At 50.0% G+C, this 17,819-nt stretch carries 20 protein-coding genes and 2 pseudogenes; 16 read left to right on the top strand and 6 right to left on the bottom strand.

The features are described from left to right. Positions 1–30: 30 nt before the first annotated feature. The 6 genes and pseudogenes from MKQ70_RS38175 to MKQ70_RS10445 all read left to right on the top strand — a co-directional run. Positions 31–186, top strand: a pseudogene (locus tag MKQ70_RS38175) (sulfatase/phosphatase domain-containing protein); the annotation flags it as partial. A gap of 86 nt (positions 187–272) precedes the next feature. After that, positions 273–545, top strand: coding sequence for a sulfatase/phosphatase domain-containing protein (locus MKQ70_RS10425; protein ID WP_248070523.1), 273 nt, complete (start codon positions 273–275; stop codon positions 543–545). Positions 546–871: 326 nt separating this feature from the next. Beyond that, positions 872–2,209 carry a 7TM diverse intracellular signaling domain-containing protein gene (locus MKQ70_RS10430; protein WP_282457220.1) on the top strand — a complete coding sequence of 446 codons (1,338 nt, stop codon included), beginning with the start codon at positions 872–874 and terminating at the stop codon, positions 2,207–2,209. 201 nt (positions 2,210–2,410) lie between these two features. Beyond that, positions 2,411–3,061: a response regulator gene (locus MKQ70_RS10435; RefSeq protein ID WP_248070527.1), complete on the top strand. Its 651-nt coding sequence runs from the start codon at positions 2,411–2,413 to the stop codon at positions 3,059–3,061. Positions 3,062–3,367: 306 nt separating this feature from the next. Next, positions 3,368–4,294, top strand: a complete 927-nt coding sequence (locus MKQ70_RS10440) for a S41 family peptidase (RefSeq protein WP_248070529.1) — start codon at positions 3,368–3,370, stop codon at positions 4,292–4,294. Continuing rightward, positions 4,224–5,057 (top strand): carboxypeptidase-like regulatory domain-containing protein, encoded by an 834-nt coding sequence (locus tag MKQ70_RS10445; RefSeq protein ID WP_248070531.1) that lies wholly within the window; start codon positions 4,224–4,226, stop codon positions 5,055–5,057. The genes MKQ70_RS10440 and MKQ70_RS10445 overlap by 71 nt, the downstream gene beginning before the upstream one ends. Before the next feature lie 135 nt (positions 5,058–5,192). Here the strand turns inward: MKQ70_RS10445 and MKQ70_RS10450 are convergent, their stop codons facing one another. Beyond that, positions 5,193–6,059, bottom strand: coding sequence for a hypothetical protein (locus tag MKQ70_RS10450; RefSeq protein ID WP_248070533.1), 867 nt, complete (start codon positions 6,057–6,059; stop codon positions 5,193–5,195). 261 nt (positions 6,060–6,320) lie between these two features. Between MKQ70_RS10450 and MKQ70_RS43740 the strand changes: the two genes are divergently transcribed. Then, a complete protein-coding gene (locus MKQ70_RS43740; RefSeq protein WP_282457222.1) occupies positions 6,321–7,142 on the top strand; it encodes a J domain-containing protein in 822 nt (273 codons plus the stop codon). A gap of 9 nt (positions 7,143–7,151) precedes the next feature. Then, the gene (locus MKQ70_RS10465) at positions 7,152–7,445 is read left to right on the top strand and encodes a chaperone modulator CbpM (protein ID WP_248070537.1); all 294 of its coding nucleotides are present in this window, start codon (positions 7,152–7,154) and stop codon (positions 7,443–7,445) included. On the opposite strand, the gene MKQ70_RS10470 is transcribed toward MKQ70_RS10465, so the two are convergent. Further along, entirely contained in the window at positions 7,442–8,416 is a 975-nt protein-coding gene (locus MKQ70_RS10470) for a 2-hydroxyacid dehydrogenase (RefSeq protein ID WP_248070539.1), read from the bottom strand. The two genes, MKQ70_RS10465 and MKQ70_RS10470, sit on opposite strands and share 4 nt — an antisense overlap. Positions 8,417–8,562: 146 nt before the next feature. Between MKQ70_RS10470 and MKQ70_RS10475 the strand changes: the two genes are divergently transcribed. Next, positions 8,563–9,195 carry a hypothetical protein gene (locus MKQ70_RS10475; RefSeq protein WP_248070541.1) on the top strand — a complete coding sequence of 211 codons (633 nt, stop codon included), beginning with the start codon at positions 8,563–8,565 and terminating at the stop codon, positions 9,193–9,195. Between the two features lie 30 nt (positions 9,196–9,225). On the opposite strand, the pseudogene MKQ70_RS10480 reads toward MKQ70_RS10475, so the two are convergent. Then, positions 9,226–9,971, bottom strand: a pseudogene (locus MKQ70_RS10480) (YciE/YciF ferroxidase family protein). A 186-nt stretch (positions 9,972–10,157) separates the two neighbouring features. Between MKQ70_RS10480 and MKQ70_RS10490 the strand changes: the two are divergent. The 5 genes from MKQ70_RS10490 to MKQ70_RS10510 all read left to right on the top strand — a co-directional run bounded on the left by MKQ70_RS10490 (position 10,158) and on the right by MKQ70_RS10510 (position 13,930). Continuing rightward, positions 10,158–10,316, top strand: coding sequence for a hypothetical protein (locus MKQ70_RS10490; RefSeq protein ID WP_248070545.1), 159 nt, complete (start codon positions 10,158–10,160; stop codon positions 10,314–10,316). A gap of 295 nt (positions 10,317–10,611) precedes the next feature. Next, the gene (locus tag MKQ70_RS10495; RefSeq protein WP_248070547.1) at positions 10,612–10,947 is read left to right on the top strand and encodes a hypothetical protein; all 336 of its coding nucleotides are present in this window, start codon (positions 10,612–10,614) and stop codon (positions 10,945–10,947) included. Positions 10,948–11,007: 60 nt separating this feature from the next. Continuing rightward, a complete protein-coding gene (locus MKQ70_RS10500) occupies positions 11,008–12,411 on the top strand; it encodes a multicopper oxidase domain-containing protein (RefSeq protein WP_248070549.1) in 1,404 nt (467 codons plus the stop codon). After that, entirely contained in the window at positions 12,357–12,803 is a 447-nt protein-coding gene (locus MKQ70_RS10505; protein WP_248070551.1) for a cupredoxin domain-containing protein, read from the top strand. Before MKQ70_RS10500 ends, MKQ70_RS10505 begins: the two co-directional genes overlap by 55 nt. Next, positions 12,752–13,930 carry a multicopper oxidase domain-containing protein gene (locus tag MKQ70_RS10510; RefSeq protein ID WP_248070552.1) on the top strand — a complete coding sequence of 393 codons (1,179 nt, stop codon included), beginning with the start codon at positions 12,752–12,754 and terminating at the stop codon, positions 13,928–13,930. The genes MKQ70_RS10505 and MKQ70_RS10510 overlap by 52 nt, the downstream gene beginning before the upstream one ends. Positions 13,931–14,308: 378 nt before the next feature. Here the strand turns inward: MKQ70_RS10510 and MKQ70_RS10515 are convergent, their stop codons facing one another. From MKQ70_RS10515 to MKQ70_RS10525, 3 genes are read right to left on the bottom strand one after another with little or no spacing between them, the layout of a single operon-like run. After that, positions 14,309–14,671, bottom strand: coding sequence for a hypothetical protein (locus tag MKQ70_RS10515; RefSeq protein WP_248070554.1), 363 nt, complete (start codon positions 14,669–14,671; stop codon positions 14,309–14,311). Positions 14,672–14,712: 41 nt separating this feature from the next. Next, positions 14,713–15,390, bottom strand: a complete 678-nt coding sequence (locus MKQ70_RS10520; protein ID WP_248081244.1) for a Gfo/Idh/MocA family protein — start codon at positions 15,388–15,390, stop codon at positions 14,713–14,715. Beyond that, complete coding sequence (locus MKQ70_RS10525) at positions 15,272–16,045, bottom strand: hypothetical protein (RefSeq protein WP_248070556.1); 774 nt, start codon at positions 16,043–16,045, stop codon at positions 15,272–15,274. Before MKQ70_RS10525 ends, MKQ70_RS10520 begins: the two co-directional genes overlap by 119 nt. A gap of 244 nt (positions 16,046–16,289) precedes the next feature. On the opposite strand from MKQ70_RS10525, the gene MKQ70_RS10530 reads away from it, so the two are divergent. Beyond that, positions 16,290–16,823, top strand: coding sequence for a hypothetical protein (locus MKQ70_RS10530; RefSeq protein WP_248070558.1), 534 nt, complete (start codon positions 16,290–16,292; stop codon positions 16,821–16,823). Continuing rightward, positions 16,789–17,802: an LLM class flavin-dependent oxidoreductase gene (locus MKQ70_RS10535; protein WP_248070560.1), complete on the top strand. Its 1,014-nt coding sequence runs from the start codon at positions 16,789–16,791 to the stop codon at positions 17,800–17,802. The genes MKQ70_RS10530 and MKQ70_RS10535 overlap by 35 nt, the downstream gene beginning before the upstream one ends. The last annotated feature ends 17 nt before the right edge of the window (positions 17,803–17,819 follow it).

A 17,819-nucleotide genomic window follows, 5' to 3' on the forward strand; every position in this document is an offset into this window, starting at 1 on the left:
GTAGTATACGCTTCCGACCAGGGCTTCTATATGGGCGAACATGGCTGGTTCGATAAACGGTTTATGTATGAAGAATCATTCCGCACGCCGTTTATGATCCGCTATCCCGGCGTAATCAAGCCTGGTACGAAGGTAAACCAGCTGATGGCGAACATTGACTGGGCGCCGACGGTACTGGACATAGCCGGCGTAAAAGCACCCGCGGACATCCGGGGCCGCTCGTTCCTGCCACTGGTAAAAAACGGCTCAAAAATCCGGCCTGGCGTAATGCCGTGTATTATCACTACTACGAATACCCGCAACCACACCGCGTGTACCCACATTTCGGCGTGCGCACCGGCCAGTATACACTTATCCACTTTTATGGTGAAACGGACGCCTGGGAACTCTACGACCTTAAGAAAGATCCCACGCAGGTGAAGAACCTTTATGGTGATAAACAATATGCAGCCGTCATCGCAAGTCTGAAAAAGCAGCTGCGCGGGTTGATACAGGAGTACCAGGATGAGGAAGCGCTGCAACTGCTGAACGATTCTAAATCTTAAAAAAATAAGAAGTACTACCTATATCAATAATGCAGTCGGTCGCTATCTTTGGCGCATAATGAGAGCATTATTGATATCTTTATGGCTTGTAACGACCTGTTTGCGGGTAGCTGCACAGCAAATCACATTATCGGACACAGCTCAGCGCTATGCCGTCTCCTACCCTTTTTTCCTCGAAGATCGCGATGCTGCTTTACGTTTTGAAGAAGTGGCCGCGCAAAACAGCCCTTTATACAATCGAAGGATAAAACCCCGGATTTTCTCGGTAACTTTTCCAAAGCAATATGGTATCGCTTCGATGTTGACAATAACAGCACTTCCAAAGACTGGTACCGGAAGTGAAGGGCGGATTTATGAACCAGCTCACCGTTTACCAGGTGAGCGAAAGCGCCCGGGTGCGGTCACTTACCTTAACCGGCGATCAGCATTTCAGTACCAAACCAATACAATCCAGCAATCTCATTTTCCCCCTTGCACTTCCAAAGGGCACAAGGACTGTAATATATGTACGCGCCACTACCAAAACGCTGATCCGTACCTCGATGACCATCAGCACAATGCAAAAGCTGTATGAAGATAATGCGCGCATCTCTTATGGGGATGGCTTCTTTACAGCGGTTGCCGTGGCTTTGCTTTTATATAACCTCTTTGTCTATTTTTCCCTGCGCGAAAAAGTATATCTCTATTACATCGGCTATATTTCCACCGCTATCCTCCACACCAACCTGGCGGCGGGCCATGCCCAATTATTTTTGCCATGGCTGGATTGGCTGAATACAACGACCATACTGCCCGTCGTGTCCTTTTTCAGCATATTGTTCACGAATTCTTTTCTGCAGACACGGGAAAATGCGCCGCTGATCTATAAGATACGTTGGGGAGTTATTGCCCTGTGCGCCGTGCCACTGGCATTTTATGTTGCAGGCTGGTATGCCGCAGGCATCACTTTATCAGCTACCCTTATTTTCGCGCTTTTCTTTTACTGGATACTGGCGGCCGTTATCGCCCATAAAAAAGGATTTGCCCCCGCTATTTATTACCTTATTGGGTTTGGCGCCCTGGTGTTAATGAGTATCATATTTGAGTTTAAAATGAAAGGATGGCTGCCGGAAAGCTACTGGACAGAATCTTCGCTTTTCATAGGAGCGGCTATAGAAGCAGTCGTATTATCCTTTGCATTGGCCAGTAAATTCAATTTCTATAAAAAAGAGAAAGAGCGGCTGCAGGAACAGGCGTATCAGCAGGCGATCCATTTCTCCAGCGAGTTGATCAACATGCAGGAGGCGGAACGAAAAAGGATCGCATCTGAACTGCATGACAGCCTGGGTCAAAAGATGGTGCTGATAAAAAACAGGATATTGAGCATCTCTATGGCCGGCACTCCACCCGACGATTCGCTGGCCCAGCATGTAGCCGAGGCTATCCAGGAAATCAGGAATATTTCATACGCCCTAAGGCCTTACCAGCTGGATTTATTGGGACTTACCAGTTCCGTTAAAAGCCTGGTAGAAGAATGTTGCAACGCAGCCCAAATCGACTACAGTCTTCAGACCGATAATATTGATGCGTTCTTCAATAATGACGCAAGCATCAATGTTTACCGGATCATCCAGGAATGCCTGAATAATATTGTTAAACACGCTGCCGCAAAAACATCAGCGTAATACTAAAACACGAAAGCGGCTACATCAGCATAGCAATAAAAGATGATGGGATAGGTTTTGACCCCGGGAAACCATATGCCGGATTTGGGTTAAGAGGCATCAAGGAACGCCTGCTCATACTAAAGGGTACGATGTCTGTCGGTACTGGCGCCGCAGGTACAAAATTTGACTTCCTGATCCCCATCACAAAAGACCTAATTAATGAAAAGTGATAAGACACGAATACTGATCGCAGACGACCATCCCATATTCCTGAAAGGATTACAGGAGGTGATAGAAGATGCCGGCAACCTCCGGGTTATGTACAAAACTTATAACGGCACAGATGCCATCAACGTTGCGCTGGCGGGCGAGTTCGACATTGCCATCCTCGACATTGACATGCCCGGCGCAAATGGCTTGCAGGTAGCAGAAAGGATACTGGCGCAAAAGCCGGAGGTAGCTATTATCCTGCTAACAATGCATAAAGCAAAAGATGCTTTCTTAAAAGCGCTTGAAATTGGCGTTTCAGGGTATGTACTAAAGGAAAATGCGGTAGTAGATATCATTAACGCCATTGCCGCTGTTAGCCGGCATCAATCGTATATCAGCCCGGAAATGTCTTCTTTTCTGCTGAAAAACAAAAACCGCAACCGCCTGGACGCTGCCTCGCAACTGGAACAGCTAACCCAGTCTGAGAAAACGATACTGGAGAAAGTGGCGCTTTATAAGTCTACGAAGGAAATAGCGGACGAGTTGTATATCAGCGAGAAAACCGTTTCCAATCATCGTATGAATATTGCTAAGAAGTTGAACCTAAGCGGTAAAAACAGCTTGTTGCGCTTTGCGATTGAGAATATGGAGCACCTGTAAGTAAGCAATACTACCTATAAAATTAAGCTCCAACACCTATAGCAGTACCTGCCGGTCGCGCATAATTTTGTTGCATAAAATAAAGATATGCAACACCCCTTCCCAGACGCTGCCTCCCGACGCCTCCGGCAACTTCTTCCGCTTCATCTCACCGGATTGCTGCTTACAGCTTTTTTATACCTCCCGCAAACCGGATCCTGTCAGACAGCTGACTCCATACGCACGTATATCAAAGGTTGCCTGTCGGTACTAAAGAAACGGTCTTTATATGCTAATACTGTTAACTGGCCCGCCACGGAAAGAAAAGTGCTTGAAAACGCAAAAGGAGCCAAAACAAAAGCGGAGACTTTCGACGCGCTCAAAATCGCTTTTAATGCATTGGGCGACAAGCATGCCGCTTACCATCAATATAACGATTCGTACAAGCCTGGAAATACGGCATTAATGACCAGGTATTCGGATTCGATAAAGGCAGCCCGGACACGCGGCCCACGTATTGACCCGCAGCTGCTTGGCGACATCGCTTATTTTTCCGTACCATTTATGGGCGTTAATAAACAGGAACAGGTAGATGCATATGCCAACTGGCTGTATAGCGAAATCGTGAAACTGTCACAACATCGGCCCAGGGGATGGATCATTGATCTCCGGCTCAATGGCGGCGGAAACATAAAGCCTATGCTGGCCGGACTTGCGATGTTTTTCCGGGACGGCATTGTCAGTTATTATATTGATAAAGATGGAAAAGCCAGCGATGAATCATCTTTTCATCAGGGTAACTTCCTGGTCAACGGTAAAACGCCGGTCATCATCAAAAACAAAACTACTTCGATACCCGATGCGAAAGTGGCGGTATTGATCGGGCCGGGCACTGCCAGTTCCGGCGAAATCACCGCTGCTGTTTTCAGTCGCCGCCCCAATACATTGTTGCTCGGCGACAGCACGGCAGGCCTGGCTAATGCGACCAACGGATTTGTATTCAACGGTGGTAATACTTACTTCCTGATTTCCACGGCCCGCATTGCCGATCAGCACAAAAAAACATTTCCCGAAACAATACAACCTCATTCTTTCATCAAAGGCAATGATGCCTTTAACGATGTAACCAACGACGCCGCTGTAAAAAGGCAGTCGACTGGCTGCATCAATAATCAAATCAACAATGAAACAATTTTCAATTTGCATCTCCCTGCTATGGAGCACTTTAATGATGGCCTGCACAAAAGAAGGTAATCCAACGGACGCCGGCCAGCCCGCATCAAAGGCATATACAATCAGTGGTAGCGTAAAAGACGCGGCAGGAAACCCCATTAAGAATGCCGGGATAAGGATCGAAAATCCAAATGGCAACAATATTCACTATACCGCCAGCAGCGACGAGGCAGGTAAGTATAGTGCCGTGGTAAGTGCCATTGGCGGTTATAAAATTTATGCCTGGAAAGAAACCGAATTTGAGAATGAAACTTACCAGATAAGGCTGGGCATGGAAAAGGACAGCGACTACGATGCATTCAGCGTACCGCCAAGTGGCGTGACGAGGAACTTTGTGTGGAAATTAAGCAGCCGTATTCCCGACAGGGCGGTGAGCAAGGAAAATGGAACTGGTTATTTTGGCGGTACGATAAAATTTATCAATTACAGCTCCCTGACCGACCAGGTGCCCGCAGGCACAGCCATTACGATTAAGCTCGCACCAGTTGCCAATGCAAAATTCATTGACGGAACACCCGCCGCGGGTAAAGTAGTGGAGAAGTCTTTCACTATTAGAGATGGAGTTGGACAGGCCTACTACATAAACGATATTCCCGCAACCAAGTACAAAATCACAGCTTCGGCGGTGTTAAACGGCACTAACAAGGTGATAAAAATCGGACGCGGCAACCCGGATGTATTTTTTGCAGACGCGGAATATTATTTTAAGTCGGAAGGCGGTTCCGGATCATTCGAAAGCGGACTGGGTTCTCCCAACGAATATGCTTTTTATATATCTTTCTGAATGATAAGCGGTCAGGATCGCCCTATCGCTTTTAAAAGGCGCCTCCCGAAAAGAAGGCACGATGCCATCCGGTAAAATGCGGGCCGTTGAAGCCCGCATTTTCTATTTATAACTGTCCCCTGCCGATGCGCCAGATCACCACTTCCGGGAAACAGGCGCCGACTTTGGCATTCTTGTCTTTTTATCGTAAGTACAGTCGCACCAGAACGTTTTCATCGCATGCAACGTGTACGCATCCAGCCCGCGGGGCGTGGTTTTGACAGATCCTTTTTCGTTCATCAGCTCCCAGCCATATTGTGTAGTGGCCTTGCCACCCGAAATCACCGGGTGATTGTGGGTTTGATCGGACCAGTACACCAGCATTTTATCCGGCTCCCGGTGATCGACCGTAAGAATAGCAGCATGCGTGCCCGTACAAAGACTGATCGTAAATACGCTCCAGCCGCTCACGTTGCCGATCATGCCACGCAGTGTGAACCACAAACTGCCGTCGAGCTCGTAAGGATCTAAATAGCTTTTCATCGAATCTATCGGTACTATTTTCCGGCGATTGAGGCCGGAGAGACCCAATACCCGCGATTTGGATACAAGCCCCGAATCTTGTAGCTGTTGCATCAGCACATCGATACGGTTGGCGCGGCCAAACGCGTTAAACGCAGCATTGCGGCTGAACAGGCTGTCCGGGATCGCAGAGTCGTGATACAGCAGGTATTCTACCCCGGCACGCACAGTATTGATACACACCAGGCTGTAGGCTGGTGACCAGCGTTTAGTCTTCGGCTGCGCGGGTTTGGAAGCGTTATTGATCAGGAACGTTTTCATCCGCTCAATTTCTCCCGTGGTAAACACATCGTCGCGATACGGTGGCGGTGGTACGGAGTCGGCTTTTACGAGCGGTTTGCCAGCGTAAACCGCTTTCGGTGGTTCCTTCTTTTTGTTGACAGGTGGCTTTTTTTGCGCAAAGGCGGGCAAGGTAACGCACATCATTGCAAAAAGGGCCATGATCCTTCGAATTGGTAGCTGCATAGGTGTCATCTGGTGTATTAGCATCCGGTTTTCCGGCGGCAAATCTAATAAAATCTAACTGCAAGTGTGTCAGTTTTTGACCGACAAAAGAACGGTTTTTCGTAAATTCAGGATACGGCACTTTATTTGGACACGAAACTTTGTTAAACAACGAATTATGGCTTTTATAGATTACTACACCGTGTTGGGAGTCGATAAAAAAGCGAGTACAGACGATATCAAAAAGCATACCGCAAACTGGCGAGAAAGTATCACCCCGACCTCAATCCAAACGACAAAGAGGCAAAACTTAAATTTCAACAGATCAACGAGGCGAACGAAGTACTGAGTGATCCGGACAAGCGCAAAAAATACGACGAGTATGGCGAGCACTGGAAAAATGCGGAACAGTTTGAGCAGCAGCGCCAACAGCAGGGCAACCCGTACCAGCAATATACCTATAGCGGCGGTGGCGCCGAAAATTTCGATTTTGGAGACGGTGGTGGATTCTCCGACTTTTTTGAATCGCTGTTCGGCGGTGCCGCCCGTGGTGGCAGGCGCAGCCACACGCGGTTCCGGGGACAGGATGCCCAGGGCGAAGTGCACCTCAGTTTACGCGAGGCCGCGCAAACGCATCAACGCACCTTTACCATCAATAACCAGCAGGTGCGTATCACCATTCATGCCGGCGTGGCTAACGGGCAAAAAATCAAGCTGAAAGGTCACGGTACGCCCGGTGTAAACGGCGGTCCGGCCGGTGACCTGCTAATCACCTTTATTATTGAAGATGATCCGGTGTTTAAACGGGTGGGCGACGATTTGTACGCCACCGCCAACCTGGATCTTTATACGGCCGTCCTCGGCGGAGAAACGACTATTGATACGCTTGACGGGAAAATAAAACTGAAAGTTGCGCCCGAAACGCAAAACGGTGCTAAAATACGGCTGAAGGGAAAAGGCTTCCCGGTATACCGGCAAGAGGGCCAACATGGCGACCTCTATCTGACCTGGAACATTCAACTCCCGAAAAACCTGACGGAACAACAGAAGGAGCTGTTCAGGCAATTATCTCAATCTTAATTCCATCTTATGCAAGCAGATATGATATCCGTAACAGCGTACTGTGAAAAATACCATACCGCGCCCGATTTCATCGAAGCGCTGCGGCAAAACGGCCTGCTCACCATTACCATTATCGAAGCAGAACCCTGTATTCATTTCGATGACCTGCACGACCTGGAAATGTTCAGCAACTGGTATTACGACATGAATATCAATGTAGAAGGCATTGATGCGCTGATGAATATGCTGGAAAGAATGCGTAATCTGCAGCAGCAAGTGTCTACGTTGCAGGCACGTTTAAGTGTATACGAAAGACATTAGCTGTAGACTTCCGGGTTGACCGCATGCGGCAATGGCTCGGAATGTAGTCCCGCCACAACGTTTCGGGCAGCAATAAGTGCCATGGCCGTGCGGGTTTCTACCGTGGCGGAGCCGATATGCGGCAGCACCGCTACGGTGGGCATGGTGAGCAGCGGATTATCCGGCAACATGGGTTCCGGGTTGGTGACGTCAAGGCCGGCTCCCCAGATTATGCCGCTGTTGAGCGCGGATATGAGGTGTTGTTCGTTGTGTATTCCGCCACGGGCGGCGTTAATAAAAATGGCGGTAGACTTCATCTGCCGGAAGGCGTCCATGTTAAAACGCTCTTTTGTTTCCGGGGTAAGGGCGGCGTGTACGGAGAGTACATCACTGCGTTGCAGCAGTTCTTCAAAAGAAACATATTCCGCATCGTATTTCGCTTCCGCCTCTTCATTGTGATGGCGATTGTGGTAAATCACTTTCATATCATATACGGCGATACTTTTCCTGGCGAGCTCCATTCCTATCTTACCCAAGCCGAAAATGCCCAACGTTTTTCCCTGCAAAGAAATACCAAGATTGTCCATCGGCGCATTAAACCCCCATTCCCCGTTAATGATGCGGCGATGCATATAAAACGCCTTACGCGATACGGCCATCATCAATAAAAAGGCTGTTTCTGCCGTAGCGGCGCTCAGCACACCGGGCGTGTTACCGATGGGAATACCGTATTCCGATGCGGCATCCACATCTACATTGTCATATCCAACTGAATGTAAAGCAATTACTTTCAAATGATGGCAAACCTGCAGGAATTGCCGGTCTATTTTACTTTTTCCGGCAACGAGCAACGCATCGTAATGCATACAATGCCCTATCAGTTCTTCAGGTTCCAACTCTCTCCGCTCCTGCCATTGCGTTACGGCAACACCCGCTTCCTCCATTAATTGCACCGCCTCCGGGGCGATGTTCCTGGTAACAAATACTTTCATGCAACCGTATTTTCCGTGTGAATAGTCTTCTTTCAAGTTAGCACTTAATTGACTAGCATGGAGCAAAAATTATTCCCTGTAACCTTAATTTAATTTTAAATTAGCGCCATGCAAAAAGAAAAAAGATTCCTGGTTATATTACCTTGTTGCTGGCGTTGCTGACCGTCTGGCTGGTTGTTTATTTCGGTGCGGGGGCGTATCAGAAATATGCCGGGCGCAATCTGAACGCAGTAATTACCGGTGAGCCTTACAATTGCGGTACAAGGCCGCGATTGCCGGTGACAATAAAGGATACACCGCGACAAATGCGCATCAGCCGCCGTGCGTGTGCAGATGGTCGCTATACTGTGGGAAAAATTATACAGGTAAAATTACATCCCATCACCGGGGGCATCATGGACGATACAAGCATACCCGAAGTTTATTTGCTGGCAACTATTGTACTGATGGTACTGGCAGGCGTAAAAGAAAAAACTCCATCAATTTTTAACGGTTTGATGGGGTTACATGGCACAATGATTGTTTTCTATTCCAAAACGGAAATATATATGTCCCAGTTCACGATCACTCAGCAAAACGCTACCATTCCAGTTACTCAGGAAGATAAGGATTCCTTTATCGTTGAAATGCCTGATAAAACGCTGTACCTGATTGTGAAACAGGACAACGAAGGCGCTAATCACTGGTTTGAGGAAGGCAGCGATAATGAAACAGATGAAACGAAATCCATCGGTATAGCGATAGAGACAGCGCTCGCAGAAAGCGGCGCTACCTATTAGTTTTCAATCATTTAGATGAAAAAGAGCGATTTACTGCGGTGAATCGCTCTTTTTTATGTCCATTGGATAAAAAAGCGCCGGGGATGTCCCGGCGCTAATATCTGGTGTCTTATTTTTCTTCATCCTCGTCGTCTTCGTCATCGTCATCATCATCGAAGTCCTCGTCAGCGTCTTCCGGTCTTCATCCTCGTCCGCTGCTGCTACGTCGTCTTCGTCTTCCTCGTCGAGATCGTCTTCATCTTCCTCGTCATCTTCGTCTTCTTCCTCATCTTCATCCTGCTCATCACCGGAACCGGATTCCTGTTTAGCCTGCCAGTTAATGCTTCCTTCAGCGATTTCCGTCAGCAATACATCGGCGCTTTTCTCTTCTTCGAGAATTTCTGCGAGAATGCCGGCAGCATCTTCAAGGCCCATGACCTTAGCGAGTTGTACCAGGCTGCCGTAGGTAGCGATTTCGTAGTGCTCTACTTTCTGAGCGGCCACGATGATACCTGCATCGCGGGTGTTGGAACCTTTCTGGGTTTCCTCTACGATGGTTTGTGCTTCTTTAATCAAGCCTTCCATCGCTTCACATTTCTGTGCCTGAGGTTTTTACCGATGATAGCGAACACCTCTTCCAGGCGGTCGGCCTGACTTTGCGTTTCGCGGGTATGATCGGCGATAGCTGTTTTCAGTTCCTGGCTGGTTGCTTCCTTCTGTAATTTCGGGAGCGCTTTGGCCAGGTTCTTTTCCGCCCAATAGATATCCTTCAGCGAGTCGTGGAAGAATTTATCCAGTTGTTCGCTTTCTGTTCCATGTTTTACGGCCGCTTTTTTAGGAGCTGCTGCCTTTTTGGGCGCTACCGCCTTTTTAGCAGCGGCTTTTTTAGGCGCTACTGCCTTTTTAGCAGCGGCCTTTTTGGGTGCTGACGCTTTCTTAGCGGCCGCTTTTTTGGGGGCTACCGCCTTTTAGCGGCTGCTTTCTTGGGTACTGCTTTTTTGGCCGCGGCTTTTTTAGGTGCTGCAGCTTTCTTTGGCGCCGCTTTTTTAGCAGCCGCTTTTTTAGGTGCTACTGCCTTCTTTGCAGCGGCTTTTTTGGGTGCGGCCTTTTTGCTGCGGCCTTTTTTCCAGCTTGTTTTTTAGCTTTTGCCATAACTATTAGAATTTAGGGTAGTTGCAGATTGAGTTATGCAAGGATGACACAAAGCATATGCCATTACCACAAGCTGCCACAGGAAAGGGTTCAACATCTGCGCAAGTCCAAATATTGTAGAAATACTTTCCGCCCCCGGTCACAATGTGACGGCGGGAATTATATAACTGCATCCGTAAATTATATAACCTTTACCTCACCAAAAATCCGGAATTTCGGGCTTGATTACAATCTTTAAACCTTATCATCAGGTTAATATATTTTGATGCGACACCGCTGCTACATATGGTTACTGGGCTGCCTGGCGATACTGCTTTACGCAGCCGGGCCAGCTGCTGCCTGCGGGCACGGTCAACCCGCCACCATGGTAGCGCATCACCAACAAGAAGCAAAAAAGACTGCTGTAAAAAAGAGGTGCAACACCACAAACATGTGTGCAATGACGACTGCAAACATCAGGGCTGTCCCTGCATGAACGCCTGTCGCGCCAGCGCACCCGCAATGGCGGCGCACTGTTTTTACCAACCCCTGCTGTCGCCTGCGAAGGTGAACTGGCATTTCCCGCAGCCGGATCTTCCCAATGTGCACCTTGCCTACCGCGTTCCGCCTAAAATAGGTTGATGCCGGCTTGTATAGCCCATCGTGTGTCTATTTTATTCAACAATTCATCTTACTACAATCATGAAAAACATTACTATATGGATGGCAGCTGTGATGCTCGTCCTTTCTCAGCCCGTTTCCGCACAAAACCAGGAAACCACCACCGTAAAAATCAGCGGTAATTGCGACATGTGTAAGCAAACCATTGAGAACGCCGCCGGGAAAGGCGCCACTATCAACTGGAATGAGCATACCGGCACGGCCACTGTCCGTTACAATCCGAAAAAGACCAACCTGGATAATATCCTGAAACAAGTAGCCTATGCAGGATATGACAATGAGCTGTATCTCGCTCCCGCCGAAGCGTACAACAAGTTGCACGCCTGCTGCAAATATGAGCGCAGTAACGCGGTTACTGCTGCCCCTGCGGTGGAAAACACGGCCATCACCGCCACGGCTCCCCTTCAGGCCGTTTTAAATGCGTATTTCGCAGTCAAAGATGCGCTGGTTAAATCTGACGGTGTTGCAGCACAGGCCGCAGGCAAACAGCTGGCAGCTGCGCTGAACGGCATCGATGCACGGAAGCTCGAAGCCGGGGCCCAAACAGCCTGGAGCCAGGCCGAAAAAGGATTAAAAATGGCCGCGGCAACGGTTGGCGCTACCACCGACCTGGCGGCACAGCGCAAAACGCTCGCTGGCATAGCAGCACCAATGCGATTACTGGCACAGGCCGCCAAACCCGGCCAGCCCGTGTACCTTCAGCACTGTCCTATGTACGCCGATGGTAAAGGCGGCGACTGGCTGAGCCGGAGAAAGACATCAAAACCCTTTTTACGGCGCGCAGATGTTGAGCTGCGGCAGCACAAAAGCCACCATCGAATGAAAAAACTGATAACAGCCTTGCTGTTGCTGCTCGCCGCATTGCCCGCGGCGGCGCAACGCACGGTCACCTACCATCTATATGTAAAGGATACCATGGTGAATTACACCGGCAAATCGCGCATGGCTTATGCGGTAAACGGACAAATTCCCATGCCCGAACTGCATTTCACCGAGGGCGATACCGCAGAAGTATTCATTCACAACGAGCTGCATACCGAAACGTCTATCCATTGGCATGGCCTCATCCTGCCCAATGAACAGGACGGTGTGCCATACCTGACAACTGCGCCCATTAAGGCGCATACTGTACACCGGTACAAGTTTCCGCTGGTACAAAACGGTACGTACTGGTACCATTCCCACACCGCATTGCAGGAGCAGTCGGGTATGTATGGCGCATTTATCATCCATAAAAGGGAAAAGCCGGCTATGCCTGAATACACGCTGCTGCTCAGCGACTGGACCGATATGCACCCGCACCAGGTGGAACGCCGCCTGAAGGCGGCAACCGACTGGTTTTCCATCAAAAAAGGGCAATTGAAAAAGGTGTGGTGCAGAGCTACGCGGAAGCCATTGGCGCAGGGCACTTCGGCACGAAAGTGACCAATGAATGGAAGCGCATGGAAGCGATGGACGTAAGCGACGTGTACTACGACCGGTTTCATGCCAATGGCCGGGATGAAGTAAGTTTCGCTGACCTGAAAGCATTACAGAAAGTACGGCTCCGGGTGATTAACGGCAGTTCATCCACCTACTTCTGGCTGCACTATGCGGGCGGCAAAATCAAGGTTGTGGCCAATGACGGCATGGACGTGGAACCGGTACCTGTTGACCGCCTTATCATCGCTACTGCTGAAACCTACGACCTCGAAGTAACCGTGCCGGCAGACAGTACCGCGTTTGAGTTCTGGCTACGGCCGAAGACCGTACCCGCAGCACTTCCTTGTGGCTGGGCAACGGCATCCGGCAACTGGCACAGCCTTTACCACCCCTGAAGTATTTCGAAGGCATGAAGATGATGAATGGGATGATGAAAATGAACGGCAACCTGGACGACATGGGGATGCAGATGAGTTTACAGAAGATGGATATGAACACCGTCATGTACCAGGAACCGCTGACCGATCTCGTTACCCTGAATTACAGCATGCTGCGTTCTCCGGTAAAAACCACCCTGCCCGAAGCGACGGTGAAGGAATTGAAGTTTACGCTTACCGGCAACATGAACCGGTATGTATGGAGCATCAACAACCGCACGGTGTCGGAATCGGAAAAAATCGTCATCAAAAAGGGAGAAAATGTCAGGTTGATCCTTTACAACAACTCCATGATGCGCCACCCGATGCACCTGCATGGTCATTTCTTCCGTGTGCTGAACGGTCAGGGGGAATATGCGCCGCTAAAAAACACGCTGGATATCATGCCCATGGAGACCGATACGCTGGAGTTTGCCGGCACGGAGAGCGGCGATTGGTTTTTCCATTGCCATATCCTGTATCATATGATGTCGGGCATGGGAAGAATTTTTCAATATGAAGATTCGCCGCCCAATCCCGCCCAGCAAATGAAAAAGGTGTATGCAGACGACCGCATGTTCCATTTTATGGCGCAAAACGACTTTGCCAGCAACGGTAACGACGGCGAGGCTATGTTGCAAAATACCCGCTGGAACCTGCAGGCCGAATGGCGCCTGGGATACAATGATATGCACGGCTACGAGGTGGAAACGCATTTCGGCCGGTATATCGGGCCTATGCAACGCCTGCTGCCGTATGTGGGCATCGACTGGCGGTACCGCAAACTGGAACACGGCGATGTGGAGAAAAACCTTTTCGGGCAGATCAGTACAAAGAATGAACGCCGCGCACTATGCGCCGGTGTGCAGTATACGCTGCCGATGCTGGCCGTGCTGGATGCACGCATTGACACGGACGGGAAAGCACGTATTTCTTTGATGCGCGACGATGTGAGGATTACACCACGATTGCGCTTCGGATTTATGGTGAATACGGATAAGGAATATATGGGCGGCCTGCGATATGTGCTCACGTCGTTTATGGGCGTTTCGGCGCATTATGACAGCGATATGGGCTTTGGCGCGGGCATCACCCTTAATTATTAAACGGATAACCGCCTGTAACTCATGTTGCAGGCGGTTATTTATGAGGAATAAATGCATCACTTTTAAGAAAGATCACCCTTCAGCTGCCACCCGATGTATTAATTGGCAGGACTGTTGCGAGATCATTTATGTAACCGACATCCATTTATGAACCGTGCAAAATGATTTATTATGACAGATCCAAACACAAAGCCTGAAATAACACCACCGAACGAACCAGGTACACATCCGGGCGGTAGACCCGAAAATCCGGGTACTACCGGGAACCACCGATCAAGGAACCGCCACCGGCGCATATTCCGCAACCGGTACCACCGCAAATCCCCGATTTGCCGCCGAAGCCGGAGATCACACCGCCGCAACCCGGCTCCCCCTTCGTTAACGCAGGGTAACCGATTTACCGGTACGGGCCGCGGTTTTCGCGGCCTCTAATATTTCCACAACGATAAGATTTACGGCAAGTCCATACTGATCGTACTTTTCCAACTGCAACGATCCGTTTACCACCTGGGCAAGCACCGAAAACGGGTCCGTAAATGGTGCAGGACGGGCATCCAGGCGCAAAGGCATTTCTGTTTCGCCCTTGAGGCGGCGGCGAACCTGTACTTCGTTAACAGCGACCGCATAACCGGTAGCGCCGTATACTTCCATGTCTTTCCGCGAAAAGGGCCAGTTCCACGACGCCTGTATCACGCATTGCGACTGCGCATATTGTAATACGATCGTGGCTTCATCATCCACCTTAGGATAAATGTTTGGTTTATTCTGATGGGTCACCGCCGTTACGGACAGCGGCCGCTCCCCTTTAGCAGCCAGGTCATCAGGTTAGCGCCGTAACAACCGAAATCGAATAAGGCACCGGCCCCGTTTTTAGCAGGATCGGTGAGGATGTCCGGGAACTCCTGGCTACAACCGATCTCCTTCGGCCCCTGGTGACCGTCGTTCACCATTACCTTACGGATCGTACCTAATTTGCCGCTGTCTGCCAGCTGTTTTACATATTGATTACTGGCATACCACGATGTTTCGAAATTCGTGAGTACATGAATGCCGTGTTCCCGCGCAAGCGCTGCGATCTGTTGCGCATCTTGCACGGTAGTAGCCAAGGGTTTTTCTACCATCACATGTACCTTCCGGGATGCGCAGGCCTTTACCACGGCGAGGTGTTCACTGATCGCGCCGAACGCCGATACCGCCTGTGGCTTTGTAGCCTCCAGCATTTCCGCGAGGTTGGTATAAAATAACTTCTTATCAAGCTGGTATTGCCTCGCCACTTTATCGGCCAGTTGCTGGTTAGGTTCGTATATGCCTACCAGTTGCACATCTTTCTTGTCTTTGCGGTTAAAAACCCAGCCTACGTGACCGTGACTGAGGCCGGCGATGGCCAGGCGAAGCGGTGGCTGCGCCTGGGTGGCGATGCTCGTAAAAGCGAGCAGCAGGAGGAGGCGAAATTGCAGTATCATCCTTAAATATAGTGCAAATAAAAAGAAAGGGCGACCATTTGCCGGCAGCCCTTTCCCCATAAATTTCATCTATAAAATAAGACTGGCCCGATAACGATTGTTCGAACAGGTGGTTTGCAGGCGGAGTTGCCTGCGTTTGCACGTACCCGTTAATCCACGAACAACCCGAGGTCCTGGATAGTTTTCCAGAGGGCAGGCGACTGGTTTTCGCTGCATAAATACATGTAATAATCGTAACCGAAATGCACCCCCAGGTAGGCCGCCTCTCGCACAGCAGTTCGCACCAGATGCTTTCGCGCAGGATCAGCCGCACGATGGGCGCTACTTCTGCCGCCGGTACCAGCATGCCTTCCTGTAAAGCGGAAAAACGCGCGAGCTCCTCTTCGTTGAGATGATGTGCAGCCTCATGTTTCTCCAGGTTGTTGATACGGACGCGTTTGCAGCCAATGGCATCCGGGAACAACAATACGGCCAGTACATATTTATCTTCTGTTTCCTTATACTCTTCCAGCGTGAGTATGTGCCCGTTAAAGCTATATCCAATGTCGTAAAAGGAAGTCCACTCCGCCCGGCGATACCGCCCGGTATGTTCCCTGAAACGCGGATCATATTTGGTCACGCGTTGCGCGATGAGTTCCCAGGCCGCCGTCATATCAGAGCATTTGAGCGGTGTATATTGAATTGTGCTGCCTGCTCCGCAACCCATCCAGGTTGGAAATAAATGCTGTATACAGGAAGGCCATGTTCGTAAAAGCGTTCGCAGGTAGTCTGTTCCATTAGTCAGGTCGATATCAACAGGAGCCACGAAGATAACAGTAAACTATCATCCTGCCAACTGACTTAACTCATATCCTGGCCGCCGGACGCGCGTTAAATTGCCTTTAAATCGAACGACCATGACCATCTACATCGCCGAAGACGAAAAAATCTGCAATATCCAGCGCGCTTTCAATGACCAGTTTCCGCACCTGAAACTGGAATTCTACACACAGTTTTATGCCCATGGCGATAACTGCCAGGGCGCCTGCTGCCTGTCGCCCGAAACGCCGATCGAAGATATCCGGATGATGCACACCTTTGGCTGGGTAGACATTGGCAGTTTACGTACCGCCGCCGAAGTGGAGTACGATTTCCGGAAATGGCTGGGACTGAGCGTACAGGTATTCCAGTGTAAAGATGGCAGCTGGCTGGAAACTTCCCTGAACGACGACTGTACACTTGCACAACTGAATGCCGAGTGCCCTGGATGCGGCAAGGAAAGCGTACAGGCATTGATATACACCTACCAAATGTGGCGGACAGCTTCCTGCAGCCCGCCACTTTCCTTGAGTATACCACTCCACCGCATCCAAATCCCCCAAACTTCCCGACCTTTGCATCCTAAACCAACAGATTATGGAATTAGGCATCAGCACATTCGGGGAAATTAAAGCCGACAATAAAGCGGGTAATGCTCAAAACGCCAATCGCCGTGTACAGGAACTCATCGCGGAAGCGAAACTCGCCGACCAGGTGGGGCTCGACGTGTATGCATTGGGCGAGCATCACCGGCCCGATTATGTCATTTCCTCCCCGGAAGTCGTGCTGTCTGCCATCGCAGCCGTAACACAGCGTATCCGTCTCTCCAGCTCGGTGACCGTACTCAGCTCCGCCGATCCTGTGCGTACGTTCCAGAACTTTGCCTCCCTCGACCTGGTATCCAATGGCCGCGCAGAAATCATGGCCGGCAGAGGTTCGTTCATTGAATCGTTCCCGCTGTTTGGGTACGATTTGAAAGATTACGATACACTGTTTTCCGAAAAGCTGGAATTGCTCATGAAGATCAACGAGCAGGAAATCGTTTCCTGGAAAGGCAAACACCGCGCACCGATCGATAACCTGGGCGTATATCCCAGACCGTTACAACCGAAAATACCGATCTGGCTCGCTATCGGCGGCACACCTTCTTCCGCCGCAAGGGCCGGTTTCCTGAATCTTCCGCTCACGCTGGCGATACTGGGCGGCGATCCTGCCCAATACACGCCACTCATCAACATGTATAGAGATACCGCCCGTAAAGCGGGACATGATGTGGAAAAACTGCAACTGGCAGTCAATATGCACATGTACATCGCCGATACCTCCGAACAGGCGGCCAATGAATTTTGGCCCACCTATGAGCAGATGATGAACAAGATTGGCCGCGAAAGAGGCTGGTCACCCATCACCCGCCCGCAGTTTGAAATGATGCGCTCGCCCAATGGGCCCCTGCTGGTAGGCAGCCCCGAAGAGGTGATCGCTAAGATCGTTCGCTCGCACGGCATTTTCAAGAATACAAGGTACCTCGCCCAGATCATCGCCGGGGATATCCCGCACGAAAAATCCTGCATTCCATCGGGCTTTTCGGAACGAAAGTTGCACCCGCTATAAGGCAACAACTACCTTAA

This window comes from Chitinophaga sedimenti (assembly GCF_023156195.1).
Lineage (GTDB): Bacteria > Bacteroidota > Bacteroidia > Chitinophagales > Chitinophagaceae > Chitinophaga > Chitinophaga sedimenti.